Annotated in this window: 25 protein-coding genes; 4 read left to right on the top strand and 21 right to left on the bottom strand. The window is 70.4% G+C overall.

The features are described 5' to 3' along the window. Nucleotides 1-112: 112 nt before the first annotated feature. Nucleotides 113-1,015 carry an SAM-dependent methyltransferase gene (locus ABZT93_RS00125; protein ID WP_356096623.1) on the bottom strand — a complete coding sequence of 301 codons (903 nt, stop codon included), beginning with the start codon at nucleotides 1,013-1,015 and terminating at the stop codon, nucleotides 113-115. 251 nt (nucleotides 1,016-1,266) lie between these two features. Between ABZT93_RS00125 and ABZT93_RS00120 the strand changes: the two genes are divergently transcribed. Next, entirely contained in the window at nucleotides 1,267-1,482 is a 216-nt protein-coding gene (locus ABZT93_RS00120; RefSeq protein WP_356096621.1) for a hypothetical protein, read from the top strand. A 29-nt stretch (nucleotides 1,483-1,511) separates the two neighbouring features. Here ABZT93_RS00120 and ABZT93_RS00115 read toward each other — a convergent pair whose 3' ends face one another. From ABZT93_RS00115 to ABZT93_RS00065, 11 genes are all read right to left on the bottom strand, one after another. Next, on the bottom strand, nucleotides 1,512-1,868 hold the full coding sequence (locus ABZT93_RS00115; protein WP_356096618.1) for a DUF805 domain-containing protein: 357 nt from the start codon (nucleotides 1,866-1,868) through the stop codon (nucleotides 1,512-1,514). Between the two features lie 294 nt (nucleotides 1,869-2,162). Continuing rightward, nucleotides 2,163-3,155 carry a porphobilinogen synthase gene (hemB, locus tag ABZT93_RS00110; protein ID WP_356096616.1) on the bottom strand — a complete coding sequence of 331 codons (993 nt, stop codon included), beginning with the start codon at nucleotides 3,153-3,155 and terminating at the stop codon, nucleotides 2,163-2,165. 83 nt (nucleotides 3,156-3,238) lie between these two features. Continuing rightward, on the bottom strand, nucleotides 3,239-3,598 hold the full coding sequence (locus ABZT93_RS00105; RefSeq protein ID WP_356096613.1) for a hypothetical protein: 360 nt from the start codon (nucleotides 3,596-3,598) through the stop codon (nucleotides 3,239-3,241). A gap of 40 nt (nucleotides 3,599-3,638) precedes the next feature. Further along, on the bottom strand, nucleotides 3,639-4,517 hold the full coding sequence (locus ABZT93_RS00100; RefSeq protein WP_356096610.1) for a glycine betaine ABC transporter substrate-binding protein: 879 nt from the start codon (nucleotides 4,515-4,517) through the stop codon (nucleotides 3,639-3,641). 84 nt (nucleotides 4,518-4,601) lie between these two features. Then, nucleotides 4,602-5,246, bottom strand: coding sequence for a hypothetical protein (locus tag ABZT93_RS00095; protein WP_356096607.1), 645 nt, complete (start codon nucleotides 5,244-5,246; stop codon nucleotides 4,602-4,604). 243 nt (nucleotides 5,247-5,489) lie between these two features. Then, nucleotides 5,490-9,461 carry a WD40 repeat domain-containing protein gene (locus tag ABZT93_RS00090; RefSeq protein WP_356096604.1) on the bottom strand — a complete coding sequence of 1,324 codons (3,972 nt, stop codon included), beginning with the start codon at nucleotides 9,459-9,461 and terminating at the stop codon, nucleotides 5,490-5,492. 196 nt (nucleotides 9,462-9,657) lie between these two features. Continuing rightward, nucleotides 9,658-11,361 (bottom strand): bifunctional uroporphyrinogen-III C-methyltransferase/uroporphyrinogen-III synthase, encoded by a 1,704-nt coding sequence (locus ABZT93_RS00085; RefSeq protein WP_356096601.1) that lies wholly within the window; start codon nucleotides 11,359-11,361, stop codon nucleotides 9,658-9,660. Further along, on the bottom strand, nucleotides 11,358-12,317 hold the full coding sequence (gene hemC / locus ABZT93_RS00080; RefSeq protein ID WP_356096598.1) for a hydroxymethylbilane synthase: 960 nt from the start codon (nucleotides 12,315-12,317) through the stop codon (nucleotides 11,358-11,360). Before hemC ends, ABZT93_RS00085 begins: the two co-directional genes overlap by 4 nt. Further along, on the bottom strand, nucleotides 12,314-14,044 hold the full coding sequence (locus ABZT93_RS00075; RefSeq protein WP_356096595.1) for a glutamyl-tRNA reductase: 1,731 nt from the start codon (nucleotides 14,042-14,044) through the stop codon (nucleotides 12,314-12,316). The genes hemC and ABZT93_RS00075 overlap by 4 nt, the downstream gene beginning before the upstream one ends. Continuing rightward, nucleotides 14,041-14,808 (bottom strand): redox-sensing transcriptional repressor Rex, encoded by a 768-nt coding sequence (locus ABZT93_RS00070; protein ID WP_356096592.1) that lies wholly within the window; start codon nucleotides 14,806-14,808, stop codon nucleotides 14,041-14,043. The genes ABZT93_RS00075 and ABZT93_RS00070 overlap by 4 nt, the downstream gene beginning before the upstream one ends. Before the next feature lie 235 nt (nucleotides 14,809-15,043). Further along, the gene (locus tag ABZT93_RS00065; RefSeq protein WP_356096589.1) at nucleotides 15,044-15,322 is read right to left on the bottom strand and encodes a glutaredoxin family protein; all 279 of its coding nucleotides are present in this window, start codon (nucleotides 15,320-15,322) and stop codon (nucleotides 15,044-15,046) included. A gap of 125 nt (nucleotides 15,323-15,447) precedes the next feature. Here ABZT93_RS00065 and ABZT93_RS00060 point away from each other — a divergent pair, with 125 nt between their 5' ends. The 3 genes from ABZT93_RS00060 (at nucleotide 15,448) to ABZT93_RS00050 (ending at nucleotide 18,909) form a co-directional block, all read left to right on the top strand. After that, complete coding sequence (locus ABZT93_RS00060; RefSeq protein ID WP_356096586.1) at nucleotides 15,448-16,374, top strand: HAD-IB family hydrolase; 927 nt, start codon at nucleotides 15,448-15,450, stop codon at nucleotides 16,372-16,374. A 313-nt stretch (nucleotides 16,375-16,687) separates the two neighbouring features. Next, on the top strand, nucleotides 16,688-17,461 hold the full coding sequence (locus tag ABZT93_RS00055; protein WP_356096583.1) for an ECF subfamily RNA polymerase sigma factor, BldN family: 774 nt from the start codon (nucleotides 16,688-16,690) through the stop codon (nucleotides 17,459-17,461). Nucleotides 17,462-17,694: 233 nt separating this feature from the next. Next, nucleotides 17,695-18,909, top strand: a complete 1,215-nt coding sequence (locus ABZT93_RS00050) for a DUF5667 domain-containing protein (protein ID WP_356096580.1) — start codon at nucleotides 17,695-17,697, stop codon at nucleotides 18,907-18,909. Between the two features lie 69 nt (nucleotides 18,910-18,978). On the opposite strand, the gene ABZT93_RS00045 is transcribed toward ABZT93_RS00050, so the two are convergent. From ABZT93_RS00045 to ABZT93_RS00005, 9 genes are all read right to left on the bottom strand, one after another. Next, nucleotides 18,979-20,040 carry a lysophospholipid acyltransferase family protein gene (locus ABZT93_RS00045; protein ID WP_356096577.1) on the bottom strand — a complete coding sequence of 354 codons (1,062 nt, stop codon included), beginning with the start codon at nucleotides 20,038-20,040 and terminating at the stop codon, nucleotides 18,979-18,981. 14 nt (nucleotides 20,041-20,054) lie between these two features. Further along, entirely contained in the window at nucleotides 20,055-21,119 is a 1,065-nt protein-coding gene (locus tag ABZT93_RS00040; RefSeq protein WP_356096575.1) for an NAD-dependent epimerase/dehydratase family protein, read from the bottom strand. A gap of 240 nt (nucleotides 21,120-21,359) precedes the next feature. Beyond that, nucleotides 21,360-21,458, bottom strand: coding sequence for an AURKAIP1/COX24 domain-containing protein (locus ABZT93_RS00035; protein WP_003948845.1), 99 nt, complete (start codon nucleotides 21,456-21,458; stop codon nucleotides 21,360-21,362). A 178-nt stretch (nucleotides 21,459-21,636) separates the two neighbouring features. Continuing rightward, on the bottom strand, nucleotides 21,637-21,846 hold the full coding sequence (locus ABZT93_RS00030; protein ID WP_016437488.1) for a helix-turn-helix domain-containing protein: 210 nt from the start codon (nucleotides 21,844-21,846) through the stop codon (nucleotides 21,637-21,639). 129 nt (nucleotides 21,847-21,975) lie between these two features. Next, entirely contained in the window at nucleotides 21,976-22,791 is an 816-nt protein-coding gene (locus ABZT93_RS00025) for a phosphatase (RefSeq protein ID WP_356096572.1), read from the bottom strand. 178 nt (nucleotides 22,792-22,969) lie between these two features. Next, nucleotides 22,970-24,142: an acetoin utilization protein AcuC gene (locus tag ABZT93_RS00020; RefSeq protein ID WP_356096569.1), complete on the bottom strand. Its 1,173-nt coding sequence runs from the start codon at nucleotides 24,140-24,142 to the stop codon at nucleotides 22,970-22,972. Further along, nucleotides 24,093-25,307, bottom strand: coding sequence for an MFS transporter (locus tag ABZT93_RS00015; RefSeq protein WP_356096568.1), 1,215 nt, complete (start codon nucleotides 25,305-25,307; stop codon nucleotides 24,093-24,095). Before ABZT93_RS00015 ends, ABZT93_RS00020 begins: the two co-directional genes overlap by 50 nt. A 66-nt stretch (nucleotides 25,308-25,373) precedes the next feature. After that, nucleotides 25,374-26,057, bottom strand: coding sequence for a VC0807 family protein (locus ABZT93_RS00010; RefSeq protein WP_356096566.1), 684 nt, complete (start codon nucleotides 26,055-26,057; stop codon nucleotides 25,374-25,376). 69 nt (nucleotides 26,058-26,126) lie between these two features. Then, nucleotides 26,127-26,771: an HAD family hydrolase gene (locus tag ABZT93_RS00005; protein ID WP_356096563.1), complete on the bottom strand. Its 645-nt coding sequence runs from the start codon at nucleotides 26,769-26,771 to the stop codon at nucleotides 26,127-26,129. Nucleotides 26,772-26,886: the final 115 nt, after the last annotated feature.

The following is a 26,886-nucleotide window of genomic DNA, read 5'->3' as shown; positions in this document are numbered from 1 at the left end:
ACGGCTCCTTCGACTGCTGACTGCGACGACTGGTGCAGCGCAGCCTAGGGAACTGAGTGCCGCCTACAATTACCTTTCCGCGATACGGACGCCGGGCACCCGCTCCACCCGCTCAGGCCTTGGTGCCGGTCGCCCCGTAGACGTTGATGTCGTCGTCCGTGACGTCGTTGATGTCGCGGTAGCGGATCTTCTCGATGTCGTCGAGGGACTCGAAGTCCTCCCCGTCGATGGCGGGCGGCGCGGGCGCGGGCCCGGGGTGCCACAGGTGCGCGGGCACCACACCGGGCTCGTCCAGCGACAGCCCCGGCACTTCGGTGAAGAACCGCTCCACCTGCGCCTTGGACCGGAACACGAAGGTGAACCCGCGCTCGGTGTAGGTCCGCTGGACCGCGCGAGTGGGCTCCGGGTGCATCTCGTCGGTCAGATGGCTGAGCACGACCCGGCTTCCCGCGGGCAGCGCCTCCACGAGCTCGCGGACGATCGGATAGGCCTCGTCGTCCTCGACGAAGTGCAGGAGCGCGACCAGGCACAGCGCGATCGGTTGGTCGAAGTCCAGGGTCTTCGCGGCCTGTTCGAGGATCTGCGCGGGGCTCTTGAAGTCGGCGTCGATGTAGTCCGTACGCCCCTCGGGCCCGCTGGTGAGCAGCGCGCGGGCATGCGCCAGCACCACCGGGTCGTTGTCGACGTACACGACCCGGGAGTCGGGCCGGATCCGCTGGGCGATCTGGTGGACGTTCTCCGCGGTGGGCAGCCCGGTGCCGATGTCGAGGAACTGCCGGATCCCGTCCCGCGAGGCCAGCCTGTCGACGGCCCGGCGCATGAAGTCGCGGTTGTGGCGTACGTCGAGATACCCGCGCGGGTTGGCGGCGAGCGCGGCGGCGGCCGCCGCGCGGTCGGCGGGGTAGTTGTCCTTGCCGCCGAGGAAGACGTCGTAGACGCGGGCCGGATGTGCCTTGGTGGTGTCGATCCTCTTGGCCAGCTCGGCCGGGTCCTGGCTCAGCGCGTCACCGGACATGGGCGTCTCCCCTGTGAATGCGTCGGTGGTGAATGCGTCGGTCCTACGACGGACCACCACCGCGATGGTCAAGAACCAAACTCCCGGGGCGACTTGATGGTGCCCAGTGCACGACACACCCCGTCCCGCGTCCCGCACAGGGGACTTGGGAAACCACGTCCGCGCAGGTCAACGAGGCTTCCGGCACAAGGCCGTCCCGAATCCCCCGCCAGGGTCTGGCGAACGCCCCGGCTCCCCCGCAGCCTGATCCCATGCCCACCCGACCCGACACCCCCCGCACCCCCCGCACCCCCCGCACCCCCCGCACCCCCCGCAGGCTCACCACGACCGCCCTCGCCCTCCTGACCCTCCTCGCCCTCACACTGACAGGCTGCAAGGACGGCCAGGGCGTACGCGACGAGGGCCCGGCCAAGGACAGGGCGGCGGCCCTCACCCCCGTGGAAAGCCAGAAGGCCGCCCGGAACTGACCGGGCGGCCTCGCAGCAGAGCTACGGCATCACACGTGAGCCGGGGCCAGCTTCGGGTTGGGGCCGTACTTGTTGTCGCCCGGCTCGCTGTCCAGCACCGAGAAGACGAACAGGGTGATGCCGCCGACCAGCGGCACGAAGCCGAACAGGATCCACCAGCCGCTGCGGCCCGTGTCGTGCAGACGGCGCGCGGTGACGGCCAGGCCGGGCAGCAGGAAGCCGAGGTAGGGGATGGCCACGAGCCACGTCTGCTTGGTGACGAGGCCGAGGACGAGGAACACCACGTAGATGATCCCGGCGAACAGCGCGAACATCCAGTATTCCTTGCGGCGCGCACGCCCGCTGAAGACCGCGTACTTCTTGAGTGCCTCGATGAACCAGCTCATGGTGGTGTCCCCCCATAGATCGCCGTTCGGAACCGTTCCGAATGGATCAGGCCAGGCGCAGAAGATATGGAGGATGTCGGGAACTCGTCAATTCGACGGATGTAAGCGGTCCATCAAGCCGAAGGCTCGACGCGGCCCGACAAATCCACCACACCCGGATGCGAATTACGGACAGAACACCAGAAGATCACCGCGCGAAGTGGGCGTTGTTGTCCGGGCGTTGGCCGGAACGAGCTCCGCCCGTATCCGGACCGAGCTCGAACCGTTGCCGTGACACGCCGCGCGGCGGCCGCGTCAGCCGAGCTTCTGCGCCACCTCGGTGGCCCAGTAGGTGAGGATGTTCTGCGCCCCGGCCCGCTTGATACCGGTCAGCGCCTCCAGGATCGCGCGGTCCCTGTCGATCCAGCCCTTCTCGGCGGCGGCCTCGATCATCGAGTACTCGCCGGAGATCTGGTAGGCGACGACCGGCACGTCGGAGACGTCGGCGACCCGGGCGAGGATGTCGAGATAGGGCCCGGCCGGCTTGACCATCACCATGTCGGCGCCCTCCTCCAGATCGAGGGCGAGCTCCCGCAGCGACTCCCGCGCGTTCGCCGGATCCTGCTGGTACGTCTTGCGGTCCCCCTGCAACGAGGACCCGACGGCCTCCCGGAACGGCCCGTAGAACGCGGAGGCGTACTTGGCCGTGTAGGCGAGGATGGCGACGTCCTCCCGCCCGATCTGATCAAGGGCATCCCGCACGACCCCGATCTGCCCGTCCATCATCCCGCTGGGCCCGACCACATGGGCACCGGCATCCGCCTGCACCTGGGCCATCTCGGCATACCGCTCGAGGGTGGCGTCGTTGTCGACGCGCCCCTGCGCGTCCAGCACCCCGCAGTGCCCGTGATCGGTCGTCTCGTCGAGACACAGGTCGGACATCACGAGCAGCTCGTCACCGACCTCGGCCCGCACGTCCCGGAGGGCGACCTGCAGAATCCCGTCGGGGTCGGTGCCCGGCGTCCCGAGAGCGTCCTTCTTCGACTCCTCCGGCACCCCGAAGAGCATGATCCCGGAGATCCCGGCCGCGACGGCCTCGGCAGCGGCCTTCTTCAGGCTGTCCCGGGTGTGCTGCACGACTCCGGGCATCGCGGCGATCGGCACCGGCTCGCTCACCCCCTCACGGACGAACGCCGGGAGGATGAAGTCGGCCGGATGCAGCCGGGTCTCGGCGACCATGCGGCGCATGGCGGGGGTGGTACGCAACCGCCGAGGACGCGTACCGGGGAACGATCCGTACTTCGACATGCCGTCTACGCTACGCCCGCCCCGGGGGCACCTTTGCCGACGTCCTGTCGCAACGGGCCTCCCGGGGCGGGCGGTGGTCGTGCCTACCCCTGGTGGTAGGTGAAGGTACGGCCGTTCTTGGACTTCGGGACGTACACCTGGTGCCAGGTCCAGCCGGCCGGCGGACGCACGTAGTGGAGCTCGACCGAGCTGTTGGTCTGCCACCAGTAGTTCCAGGCCGTGGTGCAGCCGTTGGCCGGGACGTCCCAGAACCGGGAGTTGACCCAGTCGCCCTGGTCGTTGTAGCCGACGAGGAAGAACTTCAGGGCGGAGCCGTTGTCGTTGCAGATCTGGATCTGCACGTTGGCGGTGGCGGCGCTGGCCGTCGCGGGCGCCGCGAGGACACCGGTGGCGGAGGCCACGGCGAGCGCGGCGATGGTGAGCTTTCTGCGGAGGTTGCCCATGTCGGGGGTGCCTTTCGCTTGCGAGGAGGGTGAGGAGGGCTCAGCCGAGCAGGCCGTTGGACCGTAGCCATGTCCGAGCCGTGCCGGACGGGGACGCCCCGCCGTCGACGGAGGCGGCCAGTGCGGCCAACCGCGCTGTGGTGAGCCGGGAGTTGAGACGGGCCAGAGCCTTGCTCGCGGCCAGGTCCGCATAGGGGGCGCCGATGAGCGGGAAGACATGCTCGGGCGGCAGGGCGTTCTTCGGGTCGGTCAGCACGACCAGGCCGTCCCGGGTGATGACGGGGTCGGTGCCGTGCAGGACCAGGACGTCGGCGGTGGCCGAGGTACCGGTCTCGGTGAGGTGGGTGCCGTAGGCCTTCCGCAGCCAGGTGGCCGACGGGGCGTCCGGGTCGCCGGAGGCGGGGCCGCCGAGGGTGAGGCGGCCGGCCTTCGCGAGGTCGGCGAGGGTGCGCAGGCCGTGCTTGCGGGCGGTGGCCCGGGTGACCGCGAGGACGACACCGTTCTGTGCCCGCGCGGGCGGCAGGGCGTCGATGCCCGGGGGCAGGGCCATGCTGAGGGTGGCGGCCATGTTGCCGGGCAGGGTCTGGGCCGCGGGCAGGGCGCGCAGCGTCGCGGTCTCGTAGGCGGGCGCGAGGCCGAGCCGGCCCTCCGCCACGGCCCGCGTGGTGTCGGCGGGCGAGGAGTAACGGGTGCTCGCCGTACGCACCTTCACTCCCGCGTCGGCGAGCAGTTCGCCGTACAGGGCCGCCACCACGCGGCTCTCGGGCGAACCGTCGGTGCCGATCACCGTCGGCCCCACCTCGTCCGCGTAGGCGGTCGCACTGTTTCCCTTCGCCGCGCCGCCGCAGCCCGTGAGGAACAGCAGCGAGCACAGGGTGGCCGCTACGGCGGCACGCGGACGAAGACGACTGTCTGGCATCACGGAACACCACTTCTTGTGGGGGCGGACGACCCGGCGCGGTCCGTTGCCTGCGCCGGGCCGCCCGCTGTCCTACGGGACGGTTCAGCAGTGGTGCGCGGAGCGCTCGGCGGACGTCATGGGCCTGTCCTTCATGGTGACGTAGCCGTTGTTGGGGTGGTCGCCGTCCCAGCCCGCCGCCTGGTAGTTGTTGATGTACCAGATGTAGTGGCCGTAGTAGCGCTTGCCGAAGTGGAACTCGTACCAGCCCGTGGCCTTCTGCTTGGCGGTGCCGCGCTCGAGCCAGCCCTTGTATCCGGGGCGGATGTTGACCGTCTTGGAGTCGGTGTCGGTGTGCGAGGCCGTCCAGGAGTGGGAGTACGAGGCCTCGACGGAGACCTCGTAGACCTCCCAGAACTTCGCGGACGCCGTGATCGCGACGCCGACCGTGTTCGTGGCGGAGGTCGTGTCCGACCAGCTGACGGTGCTGGGGTTGATCTCGTGACCGCAGTTGTACGCGGGGGTGCCGATCACGTGCTCCGGGCCGGTGTACGCGGTGTAGCTCTGCGGGTGGAACTTGCACAGGTCGGCCGAGCCGCAGGCCTGGAGGAGCTGCGCGACGGAGGGGCTGCTGTCGGCGTAGGACTGCGGGGCCGCCATGAGGGAGGCGCCCAGAGCGAGGGCCGCGACGGCACCGGCGCTGCGCGCGATGCGGCGGGAGGGGGTGGTGGCGCGGAGTGCGAATCGCATCGAATACTCCAGTGGAAGTCGGCTTCCCCCTGCCGGGGAAGCTCGGCTGAAGAAAATCCGGGAATTGTTCATGCGCTTCTTTTTGCCGGCCCTCGGGGGTGTGAGGGCCGGCACGGCGACCGCGCCGCTACCGCACCGGGGGGAAGTCGGCAGCGGTGGAGCGGACCGTTCGACATCCACTCTCAGAGCCTCGGAATTGTTCATCAATGCAGGTCAGAGGGGTAAACAACGCAATCGACGACCCTACCGACCGGTATGCCGCCGCTCGGTGTCGCCTGCGTTTCCGTGCGGAGGCCGGGGTGTGTTCCGCAGCGTCGGCGGAGTTTTCCCGGCCCGCTTTCCCGTCCTGCCGTTCTCGCCCGAAGCCGCCCGGTTCTCCCCCGCACGGTGCTCCGCGCGCGCCCGGCGCCGGGGATCGGGTACGGACGAGGGCTTCCGCTCGTCGGCGGCGCCCGGGAACACGGCCGTAGCCGGTGGCGAAGGCGGTGGCGGCGTGCGGGCGGGCTCGACGAGGCCGGGGGCCGCCTCGGTCACGGCCCGCGCTGACCCGTCGTCCGGGCTGGGCCCGTCACAGACGAGCCGGTAGGACACGCCGGGGAGGTAGCGCCGCCACTCGGCGACGGTCAGGGAGCGCCCCGCGCGGACACAGAGCCGGGCGGCGACCTGCTCGGGGTCCACGGGGTAGGCCTGGACGGAGACGTGCAGGCCGGCGGCGTAGAGGTAGCCGTCGGCGCCGAAGGCCAGCGAGTCGATCACGTCACCCGAGGTGTCCGGGCTGTCGCCCAGAAGCCGGTTCGTCCTGAGATCCCACAGTCGCAGGGCTCCCGAGCCGTAGGCGACGGCGAGGGTGGTGCCGTCGAGGCCGAAGGCCAGGGCGGTGATCCGCGTGCAGGCGGCGCAACCGGCGACGGCGGAGGGCGCGGGGATCACCGCCCCCGGGTCCCGGTCCGCTCCGGTGTCCCACACGGTGACGGTGCCGAAGGCCCCGCCCGTCGCCACCTGCCTGCCGCCGGTACTGATCGCGAGCTCGTACGCCTGCGTTCCGTCGATGAACGAGGGGTGCGGGTCGGGCCCGACAGGCGCTATGGCCACCCGGCCGGCCAACCCCGCGGTCATGGCCTCCTTGCCCACGACCTCCGGACCGTCCGACCGCGCCCACGGGGTCCCGTGCGAGGTGTCCCACATCTGCCCGACGAGCGAGCCCGCGGACGTGCCCCAGCCGACCAGCAGCTTCCGGCCCCGCGCGGTGAGGACGATCGCACGGGCCGTGGACGCGGCCGGACCCGTCACGTCGAACGAGGTGCCCCCACGGCCTGCCGGTGATACGTCGCGGACGGCGAACCGAGCGGTGGGCACGGGTCCTGGCACCCCGGTGATGCCGTAGGCGATGCTGCCGCTGTCCGGGCTGAAGGCGAGCAGTGGGCGGGAGGCCCCGGCGGGGTCGGCGGCCGGTCGAGGGAAGGGCAGTTCGGCGACAAGGCGGGTGGAACGGGTCTCCTGGAGACGGAGCCGGTAGCCGGCCGCGGTCCGCTCCGCGGTCGCGAGGAGCCGACCGTCCGGACTCAGCCGTACGGCGTCCACGGGGCGCGCGCGCCATGGGGAGTCCAGGGTGGATGCGAGGTCGAGGGAGTGCACGGTGCTGCCCGTCAGAAAGCGCAGGGCGCGGCCGGCGGGGTCCCAGGCGAGGGCGGTGACGGAGCTGCCGGGCCCCGTCCGGCTCAGCACCGGCAGCCGGGGTGCCGAGATCCGCCAGACGGTGACGCCGTCGGGGCCGGACGCCGCCAGGAACGCTCCGTCCGGCGTGAAGGCGAGGTGCCCGGTGACCACCGCCCCGGCGAGGTCGGCGAGTCGCCGCCCGGTGGCCGTGTCCCAGACGCGCACGCCGGTGTCCGTGACCACGGCGAGCCGTGCGCCGTCCGCGCCGAAGGCGACGGTCCCCGAGGAGCAGCCCGCCGCCCGGCGGGTCTCCCAGTCGCCCGGCCTGGCCACACGGCGGGCGGTGCCCCACACCTCCAGCGGCCGGTCCGGCCGGCAGACGGCCACCAGGCGGTCATCGGGCGAGGGGACGGGATAGCCGTCGCCCGCCGCCTCGAACAACGTCCTGCCGTCGTCGACCGCGCGCAGCCGCACCTCGGGGTCCGGCCCGGAGTCCCGTACGACATAGCTGTGCCCGTCGGCCCCGAAGCCGAGCACCCGGCCACCCGTCACGGGAGGACCGGTACCGGTCCCCGCGGTCAGGTGCCACAGGTGCCCACCGCCGGTCAGCAGGGTCCGGCCCGCCGGATCCGCCGCGGCCACCCGGCCGTCCGGCAGCGGACCCGATCCGGTGGGGCTGTGCGTGGCCACGTCCCACGAGGACCAGGTGCCGGTCCCCGCCACCAGCAGGGTGCGACCCGAGTCGACGAGGAAGGCACGGTCGTCGTCACCGAGTACCGGCCCGGTGAGGATGTCGTCCTCGGGTTCGGCGAGTGCGCTGATCAGGGCCGCACGGCTGACCGGGGAGGGGGCGAGCCGCCAGGCGGCGACGCTGAGCAGGGCGGCGGTACGGGGATCGACCGACCGGGTCTGAGCGGCGAGAGCGGCGGCTTCCAGGGCCGTGGCGCGTATGTTCTCCAGGTCGGCCGTGTTGCTGCGCTGCCAGGCGATCTGCGCGGCGAGAAGCGCGCCCACCACGACGACGGTGCACGCCACCGCCAGTGCCCGCATCCGCCGTCGTATCCGCCTCGCCTTCCAGCACTCCATGGAGTCGGCGACCCGGGAGGCGCTGAGGAAGGCCCGTTCCCGCCCGGTGAGGTCCTGGTCGCCGGTGCCCCGGTCGAACAGCAGGTCGGCCACGGCGAGATGGGTTCCCCGGTAGAGGCTGCCGTGGTCGTGGTCGCGCTCCTTCCACAGCCGCGCGGCCTCGCTGAGGCGCCGGCGCTCGCGCAGCCGTTCCCGGTTCGTCTCGACCCACGCCTGGAGCCTCGGCCAGTGCGTGATCAGGGCCTCGTGGGCGAGTTCGACGTTCCCCTCGTCCAGGAGCACGAGCCGGGCGGCGGCGAGTCGTTCCAGGACGACCGGCAGCTCGGGGTCGGGCCACTCGCGCAGGTCGGCGAGGCTGACCGGGCAGCGGGTGTCGGCGCTGCCCTCGCCGGGGGTGACGAGCGCCGGCAGCAGCCGCCGTACGGTGTCGGCCTGGACGGGTGAGAAGCGGCCGTAGACCTCTTCGGCGGCCGCGGCGATAGCGCCGTTGATCCCGCCCGCCGCCTCGTACGCGGCGAGCGTCAGAACACCGCTGGTCCGTCTTCGCCAGGTCTCCCGCAGGGCCTGCGAGAGGAGCGGCAGCGCGCCGGGCCGGTCCGCGGCCTCCTCGACGATCCGGGCGGTGAGCTCCCGCTCCACCCGCAGCCCGGCCGCCGTGGCCGGCTTGACCACCGCCTCCTGCAACTCCGCCCGTGTCATGGGCCGGACGGCCAGGGCGTGGTGCCGTAGCGCGTGGGCCAGACCGTCGTGCTCTGCGCACCGCGGGAGGAAGCTGCCGCCTACCGCGATGACCACACGCAGCCGGCTCGCCGGTTCAGCGGCGGCCAGGAGCCGGTCCACGAACCGCCAGCGGTCGGCCCGGTCCCGGCACAGCGTGAAGACCTCCTCGAACTGGTCCACCACCACGAACCGTTCCGGCCCGTCCGGCGCCGGATCGAGCAGCCATTCGTGGGTGGCGGCGGGCCGGGCGCCCGGCGTGATCAGCCGGAGCTCCATGTCGCAGGCCTGCTCCCTGATCAGGTCTTCCAGACGCGGCAGCAGCCCGGCCCGCAGAAGTGAGGACTTACCGCTGCCCGAGGTGCCGTGCAGCGCCGCGAACCGGTGGTCCACGACCAGCCGCAACGCGTCCTCGACCAACCGGTCCCGGCCGAAGAACAGGTCTCGGTCACCCGGCTCGAACCTCGCCAGCCCCTGATAGGGCGAGTCCCCCTCCTCCGCCCCCTGCGGCGCCGCCTCCTCGGCGACGGCCTCCCGACGGCGTTCCCACTCGTCCGGATCCGCTCCACAGGCCCGCGCGTACGCCCGTACCACCGCGGCCGACGCCAGCCGCTCGCCGGAGGCGGCCCGCGACAGGGCGGTCACGGAGAGGCCGGTGTGCTGGGCCATCGTCCGGTACGACGGTGACCCGGCGTCCCTGCGAAGCGACCGCAGTTCGTGCGCGAAGCGCTGGAGGGGCCCGGCGCCTGGGTCCACCGGTCGTTCGGGACGGCCCAAGACGCACCTCACCTCAGGGCATGCGCAGGCTTAGCAAGCGATTTCCTTGTACTTTAAAGTATCGGAACAGAGAATTCCACAAGGTCCAGGGCATGGGAAAGAAGCTCTCCGCGGGGCCGGGCGGCGCCCTCCAGGCCCTCCTCACCTGCCGGAGAACCTGGAGACTCACCTCACCTCAGGTGGTACGACGACGCCTGGCCCCCGGCCGCCGCTCACTCGGCCGCGTCACGGGATCCCCTGCCTCCACCGCGGCAGCGCGGCGTCGCAGCCCGAAGTCGGCCAGCGCCTCGGCCAGCTTGTGCACGGACGGCTCGGGAGCCATCACGTCCACCCGAAGCCCGTGCTCCTCGGCCGTCTTCGCCGTGGCGGGACCGATACACGCGATCACGGTCACGTTGTGCGGCTTCCCGGCGATACCGACCAGGTTCCGCACCGTCGACGACGACGTGAAGAGAACGGCGTCGAACCCGCCGCCCTTGATCGCCTCCCGCGTGTCCGCGGGCGGCGGCGAGGCCCGCACGGTCCGGTAGGCGGTGACGTCGTCGACCTCCCACCCGAGCTCGATGAGCCCGGCGACCAGGGTCTCCGTGGCGATGTCGGCCCGCGGCAGGAACACCCGGTCGATCGGGTCGAAGACGGGGTCGTACGGCGGCCAGTCCTCCAGCAGACCGGCGGCGGACTGCTCCCCGCTCGGCACCAGATCGGGCTTCACACCGAAGGCGACCAGTGCGTTCGCCGTCTGCTCCCCCACCGCGGCGACCTTGATCCCCGCGAAGGCGCGGGCATCGAGCCCGTACTCCTCGAACTTCTCCCGGACGGCCTTGACGGCGTTGACCGAGGTGAAGGCGATCCACTCGTAGCGCCCGGTCACGAGCCCCTTGACCGCCCGCTCCATCTGCTGGGGCGTGCGCGGCGGCTCGACCGCGATCGTCGGTACCTCGTGCGGCACGGCCCCGTAGGACCGCAGCTGGTCGGAGAGCGAGGCCGCCTGCTCCTTGGTGCGCGGCACGAGAACCTTCCAGCCGAACAGCGGCTTGTTCTCGAACCACGACAGCTGGTCGCGCTGCGCGGCAGCCGAGCGCTCACCGACCACGGCTATCACCGGCCGGCTGCCCTCCGGCGAGGGCAGCACCTTGGCCTGCTTGAGCGTCTGGGCGATGGTGCCCAGGGTGGCCGTCCAGGTCCGCTGGCGCGTGGTCGTACCGGCGACCGTCACCGTCATCGGGGTGTCGGGCTTGCGCCCGGCGGCGACCAGCTCCCCGGCGGCGGCGCCCACGGAGTCCAGGGTCGTCGACACGACCACGGTCCCGTCCGACACCCCCACCTCCGTCCAGCACCGGTCGGAGGCCGTGCGCGCGTCCACGAACCGCACGTCCGCACCCTGCGCGTCCCGCAGCGGGACACCGGCGTACGCGGGTACGCCGACGGCCGCGGCCACACCGGGCACGACCTCGAAGGGAACGCCCGCGCGGGCGCAGGCCAGCATCTCCTCGGCGGCGTACGCGTCGAGTCCGGGGTCCCCGGACACCGCACGCACGACCCGCCTGCCGCCCCGTGCGGCCTCCATGACAAGATGTGCGGCATCCCGTACAGCGGGGACAGCAGGGGTTGTTGACGTGCCGTCAACGACTGTCAGTTGGGGCGCGCCCGTGCCCGGACCCGGAGCCGAGGGCAACTCGGTGTCCGTGTCCACGACGGCGACGCCCGACCGAGCGTGGACGCGCACGACGTCGAGCACCTCGTGCCCGGCGACGAGAACGTCCGCGTTCGTGAGCGCCTCGACGGCGCGCAGAGTCAGCAGTCCCGGATCTCCGGGTCCGGCACCGAGGAAGGTGACGTGCCCGTGTTCAGGACCGGCGGGAAGGGTGGTGGGGCTCACTGTGCTCGCTCCCCCATCAGACCGGCCGCGCCCTGGGCGAGCATCTCGGACGCGAGTTCGCGACCGAGCGCCATTGCCTGGTCGTACGACTCGGGCACGGGACCGGTGGTGGACAACTGCACCATGCGCGAGCCGTCGGTGGTACCGACGACGCCCCGCAGGCGCATTTCCTTGACAATCTGCCCGTCGGCCAGCAGGTCGGCCAGCGCCCCCACAGGGGCACTGCAACCGGCCTCCAGGGCGGCGAGCAGTGACCGCTCGGCGGTCACGGCGACCCGCGTGAACGGGTCGTCGAGCTCGCCGAGCGCTGCGATCAGGTCCGCGTTGTCCGCGGTGCACTCGATCGCGAGTGCTCCCTGGCCGGGAGCGGGCAAAACTGTGTCGACCGAGAGGAAATCGGTCACTTCGTCGATACGGCCGATGCGCTGCAGCCCTGCCGCGGCCAGCACGACCGCATCCAGTTCACCATCGCGCACGAACCGCACGCGGGTGTCTATGTTCCCTCGGATCGCAACCGTCTCGATATCAAGTCCGTGCGCGCGGGCGTACGCGTTCAGCTGCGCGGTACGCCGGGGCGAACCGGTACCGATGCGGGCACCGCGGGGCAGGTCGGTGAACTTGAGGGCGTCCCGGGCGACCAGGACATCGCGCGGGTCCTCGCGCTCGGGGAGCGCGGCCAGCGCCAACTCGTCCGGCTGCCCGGTCGGCAGGTCCTTCAGCGAGTGCACCGCGAAGTCGACCTCGCCCTTGAGCAGGGCCTCACGCAGCGCGGTCACGAACACACCCGTGCCGCCGATCTGCGCGAGCGCCTCCCTGGACACATCGCCGTACGTGGTGATCTCGACGAGCTCGACGGGCCGCCCGGTCACCTGGCTCACGGCATCCGCCACCCGCCCGGACTGGGCCATGGCGAGTCTGCTCCGCCTGGTCCCGAGCCGTAGCGCCTTGGTACTCATGACGAGCCTCGGTCTTTCTCATCGGTGGTGCTGTCCTCGGCGCGGGAGACGGCGGCCACCGTCTCGGGGTCGAGGTCGAACAGGGTCCGCAGCGCGTCCGCGTACCCGGCTCCGCCGGGCTCGGCCGCGAGCTGCTTGACCCGTACGGTCGGCGCGTGCAGCAGCTTGTCGACGACGCGCCGCACGGTCTGCGTGATCTCCCCGCGCTGCTTGTCGTCAAGGCCCGGCAGCCGCCCGTCGAGCCGCGCGATCTCGTTCGCGACGACATCGGCGGCCATGGTGCGCAGCGCGACGACGGTGGGCGTGATGTGCGCGGCCCGCAGCGCCGCCCCGAAGGCGGCGACCTCGTCCGCGACGATACGGCGGACCTCGTCGACGTCGGCCGCCATGGGCGCGTCCGCCGACGCCTCGGCGAGCGACTCGATGTCGACCAGCCGCACCCCGCCCAGCCGGTGCACGGCGGCGTCTATGTCCCGGGGCATGGCGAGGTCGAGCAGGAAGAGCGAGGGGGTCGGCCGCGGGATCTCGGCGACGGGCTCGGGCCTGCGCCGCTCGGGCACCCGCCCGATCACGGCGGCGGTGGCGGCGAGCGCGGCGATGACGTCGGCTTCCTGGACGGGATCGACGACGGTGACGGCCCCCTGCGGCCGGGGCGCGTTGTCCACCCAGGCGGCGTGCTGCTCGAGCTCGGAGGCAGCCATGCCGGCGACGGCGGCTTCCCCGAGCACGGAGAAACCGGCGGTGGCCTGAACGGGGGCCAGGTCGAGCGGACAGTTCTCTTCAGCAACTGGCTCCGCCAAGCTGCGGGCAGTCGTGCCGCTTGGGGCGGCACGGGTGGGCGCGGGCGGCACCCCGTCAGCGCCGGGCCGCGCGACCCACCCCCGCTCAGCCCCCACACCGGGCGCAGCCGAAGCAACAGCCTCAGCAGTAAGCACCAGCCCAGTAGCCCCCGTACAAGACACCACGACATCGGCACGTGTCAGCTCGTCCGACACCGAATCCATCGGTACCGCACGGGCAACCACGTTCCCGGCGTCATTGAGGATCTCCGCGAGCCGCTCGGCCCGCTCAGCGGTCCGGTTGGCGATCACGATCTCGGAAACGCCCACCCGCGCCAGCGTCGCCGCTGCCAGCGAGGACATCGACCCGGCCCCGATGACCAGCGCCTTCTTCCCGCGCGCCCAGTCGGACACCTCCGCGCCCAGAGCCAGCTGCTCCAGCCCGAACGTCACCAGCGACTGCCCCGCCCGGTCGATCCCGGTCTCGGAGTGCGCCCGCTTCCCGACCCGCAGCGCCTGCTGGAACAGGTCGTTCAGCAGCCGCCCGGCGGTGTGCAGCTCCTGAGCCCGGGCAAGCGAGTCCTTGATCTGCCCGAGGATCTGGCCCTCGCCCACGACCATGGAGTCGAGCCCACAGGCCACGGAGAAGAGGTGATGGACGGCCCGGTCCTCGTAGTGCACGTACAGATAGGGAGTGAGCTCATCAAGCCCCACCCCGCTGTGCTGAGCAAGCAGCGTCGACAGCTCGGCCACGCCCGCGTGGAACTTGTCCACGTCGGCGTACAGCTCGATCCGGTTGCAGGTCGCGAGCACCGCGGCTTCCGTGGCCGGCTCCGCGGCGACCGTGTCCTGCAGCAGCTTCACCTGCGCATCGGCATGCAGCGCCGCCCGCTCCAGCACACTGACCGGCGCGCTGCGGTGGCTCAGCCCGACGACGAGGAGACTCATGCCGGCATCACGGCGGGTACGTCCCCGTCGGGCCCTTTGTCGGCGGAGGCGGCGTCGCGGCCTGCGGCGACCGGACCGGCGCCATCGGACGCGGCGGCCTCCTCACCGGCCTTGCGCTGCTCGTGGAAGGCGAGGATCTGCAGCTCGATGGAGAGGTCGACCTTGCGCACGTCGACGCCGTCCGGCACCGACAGCACGGTCGGCGCGAAGTTCAGGATGGAGGTGACCCCGGCGGCCACGAGCCGGTCGCAGACCGGCTGGGCGGCACCGGCGGGGGTCGCGATGACACCGATGGACACGCCGTTGTCCTCGATGATCTTTTCCAGTTCGTCCGAGTGCTGCACCGGGATTCCCGCGACGGGCTTGCCGGCCATCGCCGGATCGGCGTCGATCAGCGCGGCGACCCGGAATCCACGGGACGCGAACCCGCCGTAGTTGGCGAGAGCGGCGCCGAGGTTGCCGATGCCGACGATCACTACCGGCCAGTCCTGGGTCAGGCCGAGTTCGCGGGAGATCTGGTAGACGAGATACTCGACGTCGTAGCCGACACCGCGCGTTCCGTAGGAACCCAGGTAAGAAAAGTCCTTGCGCAGCTTCGCGGAATTGACCCCCGCGGCGGCCGCGAGCTCCTCGGAGGAGACCGTGGGTACCGAGCGCTCGGACAGTGCCGTCAGGGCTCGTAGGTACAGCGGAAGCCTGGCGACGGTGGCCTCGGGAATCCCTCGGCTACGGGTCGCCGGTCGGTGAGTTCGGCCAGTTGCCACGGTGCTCCTGCGGGTAGAGCGGGGCTGTAGGCGGTCACACGTCCCCGGACCGCCCCGTCGAATGCAGGCTATGTCTTTGTGAACGCGTGCACAAAGATGGTGTCCGATTTGCCCGGCCAACGTGACCGGGGTCACGCGCGTCTCTCTCGGAGGCAAAACCGCACACTTCCCTCATCAATCCCGCCCCCAAGACCACTTCGCCATCGATCCTAAGCGACCGGCCGGACGAGTTGGACTAGTCGGTCAGGGCCTTGCGGAGGCGCTCGCCGTCCACCCGCCAGAAAGTGTGCTGCTCACCGTCGACGAGCACGACGGGGATCTGTTCCCAGTACTGCTCGTGGAGTTGAGGGTCCTGGTCGATGTCCTTGTACTCCCAGGGAACCCCGAGATCTCCACACACCTTCTCGATCACCAGTTGTGCGTCATCACACAGATGGCAACCGGGCTTGCGGATCAGGGTGACGAGCCGGTCCTCGGGGGGCCTGGCCTGCTTTCGGCGGAAGATGGGACTCATACGGGCCATTCTCCCGCGCGGCGTCCTCGATCCGCGCGCCTGCTTAACGGCACAGTCTCGGAGTGTTCACACCCTTCAAACCTCTCGACTCCGGAACCACCGAACAAACTGGCTATGCTCACGCCATGGCCGCTCTCGGATGGCTCACTCCCCGTAGGCGCTCCGCCACGGCGCGCAGCGTGTTGGCAGGCGAGGCCTCGGCGGAGGCCGCGCGCAAGTCCTCCCAGGAGGTCGAGGAGACCCCTGGTGCGGAACCGGAGTCACAGTTCCCGGTCCTGGGCGACGACAAGGCCGCCGCCTTCTTCGACCTGGACAACACCGTGATGCAGGGCGCGTCCCTCTTCCACTTCGGCCGCGGCCTGTACAAGCGGAAGTTCTTCGAGACCCGCGACCTCGCCCGTTTCGCCTGGCAGCAGGCCTGGTTCCGGCTGGCCGGCTCCGAGGACCCCGAACACATGCAGGAGGCCCGCGACTCGGCGCTCTCCATCGTCAAGGGCCACCGCGTCGCCGAGCTCCAGTCGATCGGCGAGGAGATCTACGACGAGTACATGGCCGAGCGCATCTGGCCGGGCACGCGCGCGTTGGCGCAGGCGCACCTGGACGCCGGTCAGAAGGTGTGGCTGGTCACCGCGGCCCCGGTGGAGATCGCCCAGGTGATCGCCCGTCGCCTCGGCCTGACCGGCGCCCTCGGCACGGTGGCGGAGTCGGTGGACGGCGTCTATACGGGAAAGCTGGTCGGCGAGCCCCTGCACGGCCCCGCGAAGGCGGAGGCGGTCCGGGCCCTGGCCGCGGCGGAGGGTCTCGACCTGTCGCGCTGCGCGGCGTACAGCGACAGCCACAACGACATCCCGATGCTCTCGCTGGTGGGTCACCCCTACGCGATCAACCCGGACACCAAGCTCCGTAAGCACGCCCGTCGACTGGACTGGCGCCTGCGCGACTACCGCACGGGCCGCAAGGCGGCCAAGGTCGGCATCCCGGCGGCGGCGGGCGTCGGAGCGGTGGCGGGCGGCACGGCGGCGGCGATCGCCCTGCACAAGCGCCGCCGGTAGCCGGGCAACACGCCAATCCACGAGTTTTGCCCCCGTAACCCTGTGTGCAGGCACATTGGCTGCACACGGCCACAACTCGCCCCGTTCCCTGGCAGAACACGACCGTCTTCGATCAACAACCGGTCACTCTGTGGCACTTGAACGGCTCCCAATCGGTTACAGAAGCGACGTAATCGATGAATAGAGCAACTGGGTGTAGCAGTGCCTGCACTAAGCGTTATTCTCCTCAGACGCAATCCGGTACCCCTCCGTCGCTACGACGGGTGAACGGTCCCGCACTGCACGTGATGGAAGCTCTGCCTCTGGGAGTCCCGTGTACCCACACGTCGGGGTTGACGCCTCGGGCCTGGCTACGCTGCGCGCAACGGTCCAAGACCTGTTGCGCGGCTTCGTCCCCACCGCGTACGCCGTCCCCGCCCTCGCCGTAGCCGCGGCACCGATCGGCCCGTGCTACGCACTGGCCGACGGCTCCGCGGCCGTCGGCAGACGAGGGCGTTCTACCGGCGCCGCCCCCGCCCGCCGTCCCGCCGCGGACAGCGACAGCGCCCGCATGATGGACCTGGTCGAACGTGCCCAGGCCGGCGAGGCCGACGCCTTCGGCCGCCTGTACGACCAGTACAGCGACACCGTGTACCGGTACATCTATTACCGGGTAGGAGGTAAGGCCACCGCCGAGGACCTGACGAGCGAGACGTTCCTGCGCGCGCTCAGAAGGATCGGCACCTTCACCTGGCAGGGCCGTGACTTCGGCGCCTGGCTCGTCACCATCGCCCGCAACCTCGTCGCCGACCACTTCAAGTCGAGCCGGTTCCGGCTGGAGGTCACCACCGGCGAGATGCTCGACGCCAACGAGGTCGAGCGCTCGCCCGAGGACTCCGTCCTGGAGTCCCTCTCCAACGCCGCGCTGCTGGACGCCGTCCGCCGGCTCAACCCCCAGCAGCAGGAGTGCGTGACCCTCCGGTTCCTCCAGGGCCTGTCGGTCGCCGAGACAGCCCGGGTGATGGGCAAGAACGAGGGGGCCATCAAAACCCTCCAGTACCGGGCCGTCCGCACCCTGGCCCGGCTCCTCCCGGACGACGCCCGTTGAGATCGCACGCCCGGTAACCGTCAACTCGCTCTCGGTGAAAGTCCGTTGCCTTCCCGATCCGATCATCCGCAGTCCGTAACCCAAGTGCCGCGCCACTCGTTGTGCGGGATGCAGGCTCCCTGTGGTCACTCCCTGGCCGACCGCGATCACTCGATCGTGTGCTTGTGCTCAGGGTGTGCAACCCTCAGGACCCCCTGGGGAGTCGACCGTCATGACGAGAGGAGGTGCCGCCAGTGATCGCGAACGTATCGGCGCACCGGCGGGCGAACGCCTTCGCCCAGGCCCTGGAGGAGCAGTCCGACCGGGACCCGGCGGCCGAGCAGTCCGAAGGACCAGCGCCGGCCGCCGCGGACCATCCCGATCCGGACCGCCTTTTGGCCCTCGCGGAGTGTCTCGGCGAACTGCCCAGGCCTGAGCTGGACCCGGAGGTCAAGGTCGTCCAGCGAGCCCAGCTGGTGGCCGCGATGGAGGCCATGCTGTTGGAGGGCGACGGGGCGGAACCCGCGGTTCCCGAGCAGCGCTCCCATCGGGCCAGGAGCACCCACCGGGCGAGCCCGCTCGGGAAACTGCGACCGCGTTCCCGGCTCACCAAGGGCCTGGCCGCGGGCGGCCTGAGCGTCGGAGTCGCCGCCGGGGCCTTCGGCGGAGTGGCCGCGGCCAGCTCGGACGCCCTGCCCGGGGACTCGCTGTACGGCCTCAAGCGCGGCATCGAGGACTTCAAGCTCACCTACATGTCCGACGGCGACGACGAGCGCGGTGTCGCCTACCTCGACCAGGCCTCCACCCGGCTGAACGAGGCCCGCCGCCTGATGGAGCGCGGCCGGGGCGGTCACCTCGACCACGAGTCCGTGGGCGAGATCCGCCGCGCACTGTCCGGCATGCAGTACGACGCCTCCGAGGGGCACCGGCTGCTGCACGAGGCGTACGAGCGCGACCCGAACGCCCTGGGTCCCATCCAGGCCCTCTCCAGCTTCTCGCGCTCGCACCGCGAGGCCTGGGGCGCACTGCGCGAGCGGCTGCCCGTCCAGCTCGGCGATGTCAGCGAGCAGGTGTCCGACGTCTTCGACGCCATAGACGAAGAGGTCGCGCCGCTCCAGTCCCGGCTCCCCCAGTCCCCGGCCCAGAGCGGCGGCAAGGGAGGCCAACGGCAGCGCGGCTCCGGCTCGGCGTCCTCGGACACCTCGACCGGTTCCGGCCGCTCGACGGCTCCTGGCACCGGCGGCTCCGCCGAGAACAACGGCGGCAGCAGTCCGAGCAAGTCGGCCTCCTCGGGTGGCGAGGACGACGGCCTGATCGGCGGCAGCACCGGGGGCCTCCTCGACCCGCCGAAGGACACCGGCACCGCCACCCCGACGTCCCCGGCCCCCTCGGCCGACCCGGACGTCACCCTCCCGCCCCTCCTCCCGGGCCTCCTGCCCGGCCTGGGCATCAACAGCGAGGACGGCTAGCTCTTCCGGTACGACGGTGGGGGCGCCCTTCCTGCGAAGGGCGCCCCCACCGTCGTACCGAACCTCACCTCAGAAGAACACCGACCGCCGCTGCACGAGCAACTTGTACAGCGTGTGCTGGATCTGTTCCCTGACCTGGTCGGTCAGGTTGAACATCAGCATCGGGTCCTCGGCGGCCTCCGGCGGATAGCCGTCCGTGGGGATCGGCTCGCCGAACTGGATCGTCCACTTGGTCGGGAGCGGGACCGCGCCCAGCGGCCCGAGCCACGGGAAGGTCGGCGTCAGCGGGAAGTACGGGAAGCCCAGCAGACGCGCGAGGGTCTTCGCGTTGCCGATCATCGGGTAGATCTCCTCCGCGCCCACGATCGAGCACGGGATGATCGGGGTGCGCTGACGCAGGGCCGTGGACACGAAGCCGCCCCGGCCGAAGCGCTGGAGCTTGTATCGCTCGCTGAAGGGCTTGCCGATGCCCTTGAAGCCCTCCGGCATCACTCCGACCAGTTCCCCGCGCCCCAGCAGCCGTTCGGCGTCCTCGGCGCAGGCGAGGGTGTGACCGGCCTTGCGGGCGAGTTCGTTGACCACCGGCAGCATGAACACCAGGTCCGCCGCCAGCAGCCGTAGATGCCGGTTCGCGGGGTGGTGGTCGTGGACGGCGACCTGCATCATCAGGCCGTCCAGCGGCAGCGTCCCGGAGTGGTTGGCGACGATCAGCGCGCCTCCCTCCGCGGGGATGTTCTCGACGCCCTTCACCTCGACCCGGAAGTACTTCTCGTACACCGGCCGCAGCAGGGACATCAGGACCTGGTCGGTGAGTTCCTCGTCGTAGCCGAAGTCGTCGACCTCGTAGTCCCCGGTGAGACGGCGGCGCAGGAAACTCAGGCCCCCGGCGATCCGCCGCTCCAGGCCGCCCTCGCCGCCCTCGTCGGTCGCCTGCTGCGGCGGCTCTTCCTCACGCGTCACAGGAACATCATCCTGCGCGGAGACCCCGCTGGGCAGGGGGTGGACCTCACGGACCAGCCCGGGCTCGGTGCCCTTGCGCCGGCTCCCCGCGCCGCGGCGCCGCGCCGGCCGCTGTACGGCGCCTGCGCGGGACCGGTCGTCGTCGAACGGAATGACCTTGGCGTCCGCCATCGTTGATGCGCTCCTCAGTTGGCGCTCTGCGTCGGGGGGTTGCCGCTGCCCGCCAGGGACGGCAGCGCGGCGATCCGGTCGACGGCCCCCGCGAGGGCCTCCGGCGGCAGCAGCCCGCGGCCCTGGCTGCGCGCGAAGTCCGCGAAGGTCTCGGCCGTCGTGTACTTCGGCCGGAATCCGAGCGTCTCGCGCATCTGGACCGTCGACACAACCCGGCCGTGGGTCAGCAGCCGGATCTGCTCGGGCGAGAAGTCCGTCATCCCCAGCGTACGCACCAGCGACCCGGCCCAGGTGACGGCCGGCAGCAGCAGGGGCACGGTGGGCCGGCCGAGCCGCCGGGAACACTGTGACAGCAACAGGACGCCGTCGCCCGCGATGTTGAAGGTGCCGCTGTTGAGCGTGCCCCGCTCCGGTTCGTGCGAGGCGATCCTGAGCACCTCGACCACGTCGTCCTCGTGCACGAACTGCAGCCGGGGGTCGTACCCGAACACCGTCGGCAGCACCGGCAGCGCGAAGTACGAGGCGAGCGGGGTGTCCGCCGTCGGTCCCAGTATGTTCGCGAACCTGAGCACGCACACGGCCACGTCCGGCCGCCGCCGCGCGAAGCCCCGCACATACCCCTCGACCTCGACCGTGTCCTTGGCGAAGCCGCCGGAGGGCAGGGACTTGGGCGGGGTGGTCTCCGTGAAGACGGCGGGGTCACGGGGCGCGGACCCGTAGACGTTCGTACTGGACTTCACCACGAGCCGCCGCACGTTCGGCGACTTCTGGCAGGCACCGAGCAACTGCATGGTGCCGATGACGTTGGTCTCCTTGACCGTGGTCCGGCTCCCGCTGCCGAGCGCCATGGCCGTCACATCCAGGTGTACGACGGTGTCGGCAGCCGTCTCGGCCAGTACCCGCGCGATCCCGGGCTGCCTGATGTCGGCCTGGATGAATTCGGCACCGCCCAGATGATGCTCCGGCGACACCGCGTCCACGGCGATCACCCGGTCCACCTGCGGGTCACGCTGTATGCGTCGTACGAAACGGCCCCCCAGCTGTCGGGCCACTCCGGTGACGAGCACGACCTTTCCCAAGATCAGCGCCTTCCTTCCAGCCGTAGTCCAGTCCTGGTGCCAGTCCTGGTACAGCCCTTGTACAGCCCCAGTCCTGTGCCGCGTTCCCCGTGTTCCGCCAACTTAGCGGTTCGATGTTGCGCTGTGATGACCGCCCACTGCACGAGGTGACGACATCCAGCCCACTGCCACGTCCTGACACGCGTGTGGCCCTCCACCGATATCAGGTGGAGGGCCACAAACACGCTTACGCGGTGTCGCCTACTTCTTGTTGCGACGCTGAACGCGCGTGCGCTTGAGCAGCTTGCGGTGCTTCTTCTTGGCCATCCGCTTGCGCCGCTTCTTGATAACAGAGCCCACGACTACCCTCGCTCACTTCTCATCACTCGGTGCTGGGCGCCATGGGCCCATACGACCTACGAGGGGTCAGCCTACCCGCCCGAGCGCTGAGGTCGTAATCGAGGTGAACCGGGGAGATCCGGCAGGGGTCCACGAGTGCCCTGAGGCCCCCTTGGAACCTCCCCGAGTCCGGTCACCGTCAGGCCGTCTCCACCCCCACATAACTCTCGCGGAGGTACTCGTGAACCGCGTTCTCGGGGACACGGAAGGACCGTCCCACCCTGATCGCGGGCAGATGACCGCTGTGCACCAGCCGGTACACGGTCATCTTCGACACTCGCATCACCGAGGCGACTTCCGCCACGGTAAGGAACTGAACCTCACTCAGAGGCCTCTGTTCAGCAGCCATGACACACCTGAACCTTCCGCACTCGACGGCCACCGGCTTCCCCTTCCGGTGACTCTTCGTCGCTGCGTGCTCACTCCCCAATGTAGGGGCGGGTGATGCAAGTGGGGAAGAGGTGCACCCATCGGCGGCCTACTGTGACAGACACGCTCGATTGAGTACGTAGCGGGTCAGCGGCCGGTAGTAATCAGACCGCACAGCGTCATCAAGTGGAACGACGACGGACACGACCCTCTCAGCCTCCCCCACGAAGAGCGCGGGGTCATCCGTATCCGCGGGCCCAATCGCCTCGAACCCCAGCTGACCTGCTCCGCAGACCCATCCGTGATCCCCGATCACGAGCTCCGGAAGCGGCCCGCCGCTCTCCGCCGCGGCCGCCAGCGCGGTACGAACCGGCAGCGGTGAGTGCGTGTGTGCGCCCGGCTCACCACCGGAGCTCTTCCCGTCCGGTTCTCGCAGGAGCGCGACTCCTCGTACGTACTGAAGGTTGTACGTGCGTAGACCGAACCGGGTCGTTATGTCGACACGGCGACCATGCGCAGAGGTGAGGACGGTACATCCCGCCGCCGAGAGGGCGTCCGCGAGGGCGGCGTAGAACCCGAGCAGTCGGTGCGGATGGCCGGTGCCGAGAAGCACGGTCCCACTGCGCTGGGCGACTGCCGCGAGCCGCTCCGCGAAGGCGTCGAGCGCGACGAGCGTCCGTTCAGGATCGATCACATCGTTGCCGGTTCTATGCCGAGGATTGCCCGAAACCCCGCACTTGTCAGCCATGAGACCGATCAGATCCCGCTCGGTCCACGCCCCCTCAGGATCAATCCCGATCAGCACCCTCGGGTCCCGAGCCGCGAACAACCGATAACTCCGCAGACTCTCCTCCCGCGAGGTGGCCACGGGTCCGGCGAGACGGGCGGCCAGCAGATGGGCGCGGAGGGCGCCGGTGCTCAACACGATGGTGATCGTGGCGGATGGGGAGTGAGGAAGGTGGGGGAACAGAAATACACCGCACGGTCGGAGTAGTCAGGGGCGCGGGGCTGTATCGATATGCGGCTCCGCCGCGCGGGCGCGACCAGCCACAAAGCACCCGCAGCCGCCCTACGACACAGCGAGGCACTTCCGTGGGCGCCCCTCAGGCAAGGAGCCCTCGCAACGGAAACACCGCCCGCCGAGTAGCCAGCACAGCCTGATCCAGCCGGTCCGCAGGGTCGTACCCCGCATCCCACTCCGCATAGGACACCGGCCACCGCCCGTCGGTCATCCGCGCCGGCGCCAACTGCCGCGTCCGGGCGAACACTTCCTGCCGCCAGCCCTCGGGAATCATCGCCTCGGGCTCGATGGCCCGGCCCGCGGCGATCCCCACCAGATGCGTCCAGGACCGGGGCACGACATCCACCACGGCGTACCCCCCACCCCCGAGCGCGATCCATTTCCCCCCGGCGTACTCGTGCGCCAGCTCATGACACGCCACCTGCACAGCCCGCTGAGCGTCCAACGACACCGCGAGATGAGCCAGCGGATCCTCGAAGTGCGTGTCCGCCCCGTGCTGTGTCACCAGCACATCCGGCCGGAAGTCCGCGATGAGCTCCGGCACCACGGCGTGGAACGCCCGCAACCACCCCGCGTCCCCCGTCCCCGCCGGCAGCGCCACATTCACCGCGCTGCCCTCGGCCGAGTCCGCCCCCGTCTCCTCGGGCCACCCGGTCTGCGGAAACAGCGTCCGAGGATGTTCGTGCAGCGAGATCGTCAGCACCCGCGGATCCTCCCAGAACGCCGCCTGCACCCCGTCCCCGTGATGCACGTCGACATCCACATAGGCGACCCGCCGGGCCCCCAGCTCCAGCAGTCGCGCGATGGCGAGCGAGGCGTCGTTGTAGATGCAGAACCCGGACGCTCCCCCCGGCATCGCATGGTGCAGCCCGCCCGCGAAGTTCACCGCGTGCAGCGCCTCCCCGCGCCACACCGCCTCCGCCGCCCCCACCGACTGCCCGGCGATCAGCGCCGACACCTCGTGCATCCGCTCGAAGGCCGGATCGTCCATCGTCCCCAGCCCGTACGACTGGTCGGCCGCCCCGGGATCCACGGAAGCCGCCTTCACGGCCTCGACGTAGTCCTGCCGGTGCACGAGCCGCAGCGTCGACTCGCCCGCCGCCTTCGCGGCCACGACCTCCACGTCCCGGTCCAGCCCGAAGGCGTCCACCAGTCGCCGGGTCAGGTCCAGCCGGACCGGATCCATCGGATGGTCCGGACCGAAGTCATAGCCCGTTACTGCCTCGTCCCACATCAGCTGTGCGCGGCCGCTCATGCCCGCCACCGTATCGGTCCGGTTGAGCCGCGAACGACTTGGCGTACACCAGCGTCACCAGCACCAACACCATCGGCACCAGCATGGCCCCGCGATAGCTCCACGCGTCCCCCAAGGCCCCCACCAACGGCGAACCGACCAGGAACCCCACGTAGTTGAAGACATTGAGCCGCGCGACCGCCGCGTCCGACGCCCCCGGGAACAACCGCCCCGCCGCCGCGAAGGTCTGCGGCACCAGCACGCACAACCCCATCCCCAGCAGCGTGAACCCGAGCATCCCCACCCACGGCCCGGGCGCCACGGCGACCACCGCGAACCCCCCGGCCGCCACCAGCGCCCCGGCCCGTACGACCGTCGCCGCCCCGAACCGCCGCACCCCGAAGTCCCCCACGGCCCGCCCCAGCAGGGTCGTCACCATGTAGACGTTGTACGGCACGGTCGCCAGCTGCTCACTGCTCCCGAGCACGTCCTGAAGGTACTTGGCGCTCCAGTTGGAGACGGTGGAGTCCCCGATATAGGCGAAGGTCATCACCAGACACAGCGGCAGCAGCAGCTTGAAGACGAGCCCGTCCCCACCACCCTGCGCCTTCTCCTCCACGGCGGTCCCGTCACCGTCGACGTACCACCGACTCCCCACCAGGCACAGCGGCACCAGCACCACCACGACGGGCAGATAGGACACGAACAGCGCGAGATGCCAGTGCGCCCCGACCCAGGCGAGCGAGGCCCCCACGATCCCGCCAAGACTGAACACCGCGTGGAAGCTCAGCATGATGCTGCGCCCGTACGACCGCTGCAGGCTCACCCCGAGCATGTTCATGGAGGCGTCGAGCATGCCGACGGCGAGCCCGAAGGCGGCGAGCGAGACCCCCAGCTCGACCGTCGAGTCCCCGGCTCCCACGCCGAGCAGCGCCAGGAGCACGACGGGCTGGGCGAACCGCAGCAGCCGGCTGGGCCGTATTCGCTTCACCAGGTGCTCGGTCGAGACGCTCCCGACCCCGGCCAGGATCGGCACGGCGGCCAGGAAGGCGGGCAGCAGCGCGTCGGAGACGCCGTACCGGTCCTGGATCGCGGGGATCCTAGTCACCAGCAGAGCGAAGGCGACGCCTTGCGCGAAGAAGCTGAACGCCAGCGAGGCCCTACCGCGCCGCAGCACATCTGTCATGGCGGCGAGCGTAGGGCCCCGGCGTACTCGTGGGTAGATCCAGCCAAAGATGAGTTTCCCTCAGCTTTATCGGGCGAGGGCGACTTCCGGCCTCACGGGGGCGCAGCCCTTCGTCTCGGCGACGAGCATCCGGGCCATGGGTCCGGCCCCGATCGCCCCGCTGACCAGGAAGGCCACCGCCATCGACACGACCATGACCACGGACCCGAGCCACACCATCGTGTCCACCGGCAGCGTGTACGCCCCCACGACCCGCAGCACACACTCCGTCAGCAGTACGACCCCCCACACCACGGAGAACCTGCGCTCGGCCCGCCGGAAGTCCGCCGACCTGCCCTGGAGCCGCGCCCAGGCGGCCTCCCGCTCCGCGATCCCCTTCACCAGCCAGGGCTTCATGCCCGCGGTCATCATCGGCCTCCCCAGCGCGACGGAAACGAGGATGCCGATCCCGATCACACTGCTGACCCCGCTGTCCTTGGCGAGCATCAGCCGCGGGTCGCCGGCCACGAAGCTGAGCAGCAGCCCCACGACGTTGACGACGAGAATGAGGGCGGCCAGACCGTTGACCGTCCGCTCCTTCACCACACTCCAGCCGGTCCGCACGGCCGGGACGACACTGCTGAGGCCCAGCGCCATCAACGTGCTCATCCCGAGCCCGTCCTTGAGCAGGTAGTACGCCCCGATCGGCACAGCCACGTCCACGATCAGAGGAGCCAGGTTCGCGCGCTTCGAGTTCGTCTTCGTCGTCATGCCCTCAGCTTCTCGTCCGGCAGGGGGGCGCCAGTAGAAACGATCGTCCGGAGCTCGGCATGACAAATGTCAGACGAGCAGGTCCACCAACTCGCCCATGTCGGAGAAGAGTTGCGTGGTTCCGGCGAGCTTGGCGGCGGGCGTCATCGCGGTGAACCCGTACACGTCCATCCCCGCCGCGTTGGCCGCCTGTACCCCCAGGGGACTGTCCTCGACCACCACACAGCGCCCGGGCTCGACCCCCATCCGCTCAGCGGCGTGCAGAAACAGATCCGGCGCGGGCTTCCCGCGCCCCACATCCTCCGAACTGAAGATCCGCCCGTCCTCGAACCACCGGTCGAGTCCGGCCGCCCGATGCCCCACCCGGATCCGCTCATGGCTACCGGAGGACGCGACACAGTACGGCACCCCGTCCGCCGTCAGCTTCTCCAGTACGCCGGTGACGCCGTCCACGGCGTTCAACTCCCGCTCGAACGCGGCGAACACCCTCGCATGGAAGACATCGTCGAAGTCCGCCGGCAACCGCTGCCCGGTCCGCTCCAGGACGAGGTCATGGATCCGGTGCATGGCGGAGCCCATGTAGTCCCGGATGGAGTCCTCATAGGAGGTCGGATGCCCGAGCTCCGTCAGATAGGCGGCGAGGTGGCGATTGGAGATCGGTTCACTGTCGACAAGAACGCCGTCGTTGTCGAAGATGACGAGGTCATAGCGCATGGCATCGACCCTAAACGCAGAAAACCCCCGTGCCGAATGGCACGGGGGTTTTCCCAAAAATTGTTCGGCGGTGTCCTACTCTCCCACAGGGTCCCCCCTGCAGTACCATCGGCGC

Origin of the sequence: Streptomyces sp. NPDC005303 (genome assembly GCF_040607335.1) — a bacterium.
Taxonomy (GTDB): Bacteria; Actinomycetota; Actinomycetes; order Streptomycetales; family Streptomycetaceae; genus Streptomyces.
This window is presented reverse-complemented; position numbering and strand designations above follow the sequence as displayed.

Excerpts from the sequence above, each read along its gene's own strand:
- ABZT93_RS00115 (WP_356096618.1), bottom strand. The coding sequence starts at position 1,868 with ATGAGCTGGTTCATCGAGGCACTCAAGAAGTACGCGGTCTTCAGCGGG.
- ABZT93_RS00075 (WP_356096595.1), bottom strand. The coding sequence starts at position 14,044 with ATGAGTCTCCTCGTCGTCGGGCTGAGCCACCGCAGCGCGCCGGTCAGT.
- ABZT93_RS00095 (WP_356096607.1), bottom strand. The coding sequence starts at position 5,246 with ATGCGATTCGCACTCCGCGCCACCACCCCCTCCCGCCGCATCGCGCGC.
- ABZT93_RS00030 (WP_016437488.1), bottom strand. The coding sequence starts at position 21,846 with ATGGCTGCTGAACAGAGGCCTCTGAGTGAGGTTCAGTTCCTTACCGTG.
- ABZT93_RS00125 (WP_356096623.1), bottom strand. The coding sequence starts at position 1,015 with ATGTCCGGTGACGCGCTGAGCCAGGACCCGGCCGAGCTGGCCAAGAGG.
- ABZT93_RS00065 (WP_356096589.1), bottom strand. The coding sequence starts at position 15,322 with ATGAGTCCCATCTTCCGCCGAAAGCAGGCCAGGCCCCCCGAGGACCGG.
- hemC (WP_356096598.1), bottom strand. The coding sequence starts at position 12,317 with ATGAGTACCAAGGCGCTACGGCTCGGGACCAGGCGGAGCAGACTCGCC.
- ABZT93_RS00105 (WP_356096613.1), bottom strand. The coding sequence starts at position 3,598 with ATGGGCAACCTCCGCAGAAAGCTCACCATCGCCGCGCTCGCCGTGGCC.
- hemB (WP_356096616.1), bottom strand. The coding sequence starts at position 3,155 with ATGTCGAAGTACGGATCGTTCCCCGGTACGCGTCCTCGGCGGTTGCGT.
- ABZT93_RS00005 (WP_356096563.1), bottom strand. The coding sequence starts at position 26,771 with ATGCGCTATGACCTCGTCATCTTCGACAACGACGGCGTTCTTGTCGAC.
- ABZT93_RS00020 (WP_356096569.1), bottom strand. The coding sequence starts at position 24,142 with ATGAGCGGCCGCGCACAGCTGATGTGGGACGAGGCAGTAACGGGCTAT.
- ABZT93_RS00010 (WP_356096566.1), bottom strand. The coding sequence starts at position 26,057 with ATGACGACGAAGACGAACTCGAAGCGCGCGAACCTGGCTCCTCTGATC.
- ABZT93_RS00045 (WP_356096577.1), bottom strand. The coding sequence starts at position 20,040 with ATGGCGGACGCCAAGGTCATTCCGTTCGACGACGACCGGTCCCGCGCA.
- ABZT93_RS00100 (WP_356096610.1), bottom strand. The coding sequence starts at position 4,517 with ATGCCAGACAGTCGTCTTCGTCCGCGTGCCGCCGTAGCGGCCACCCTG.
- ABZT93_RS00120 (WP_356096621.1), top strand. The coding sequence starts at position 1,267 with ATGCCCACCCGACCCGACACCCCCCGCACCCCCCGCACCCCCCGCACC.
- ABZT93_RS00015 (WP_356096568.1), bottom strand. The coding sequence starts at position 25,307 with ATGACAGATGTGCTGCGGCGCGGTAGGGCCTCGCTGGCGTTCAGCTTC.
- ABZT93_RS00060 (WP_356096586.1), top strand. The coding sequence starts at position 15,448 with ATGGCCGCTCTCGGATGGCTCACTCCCCGTAGGCGCTCCGCCACGGCG.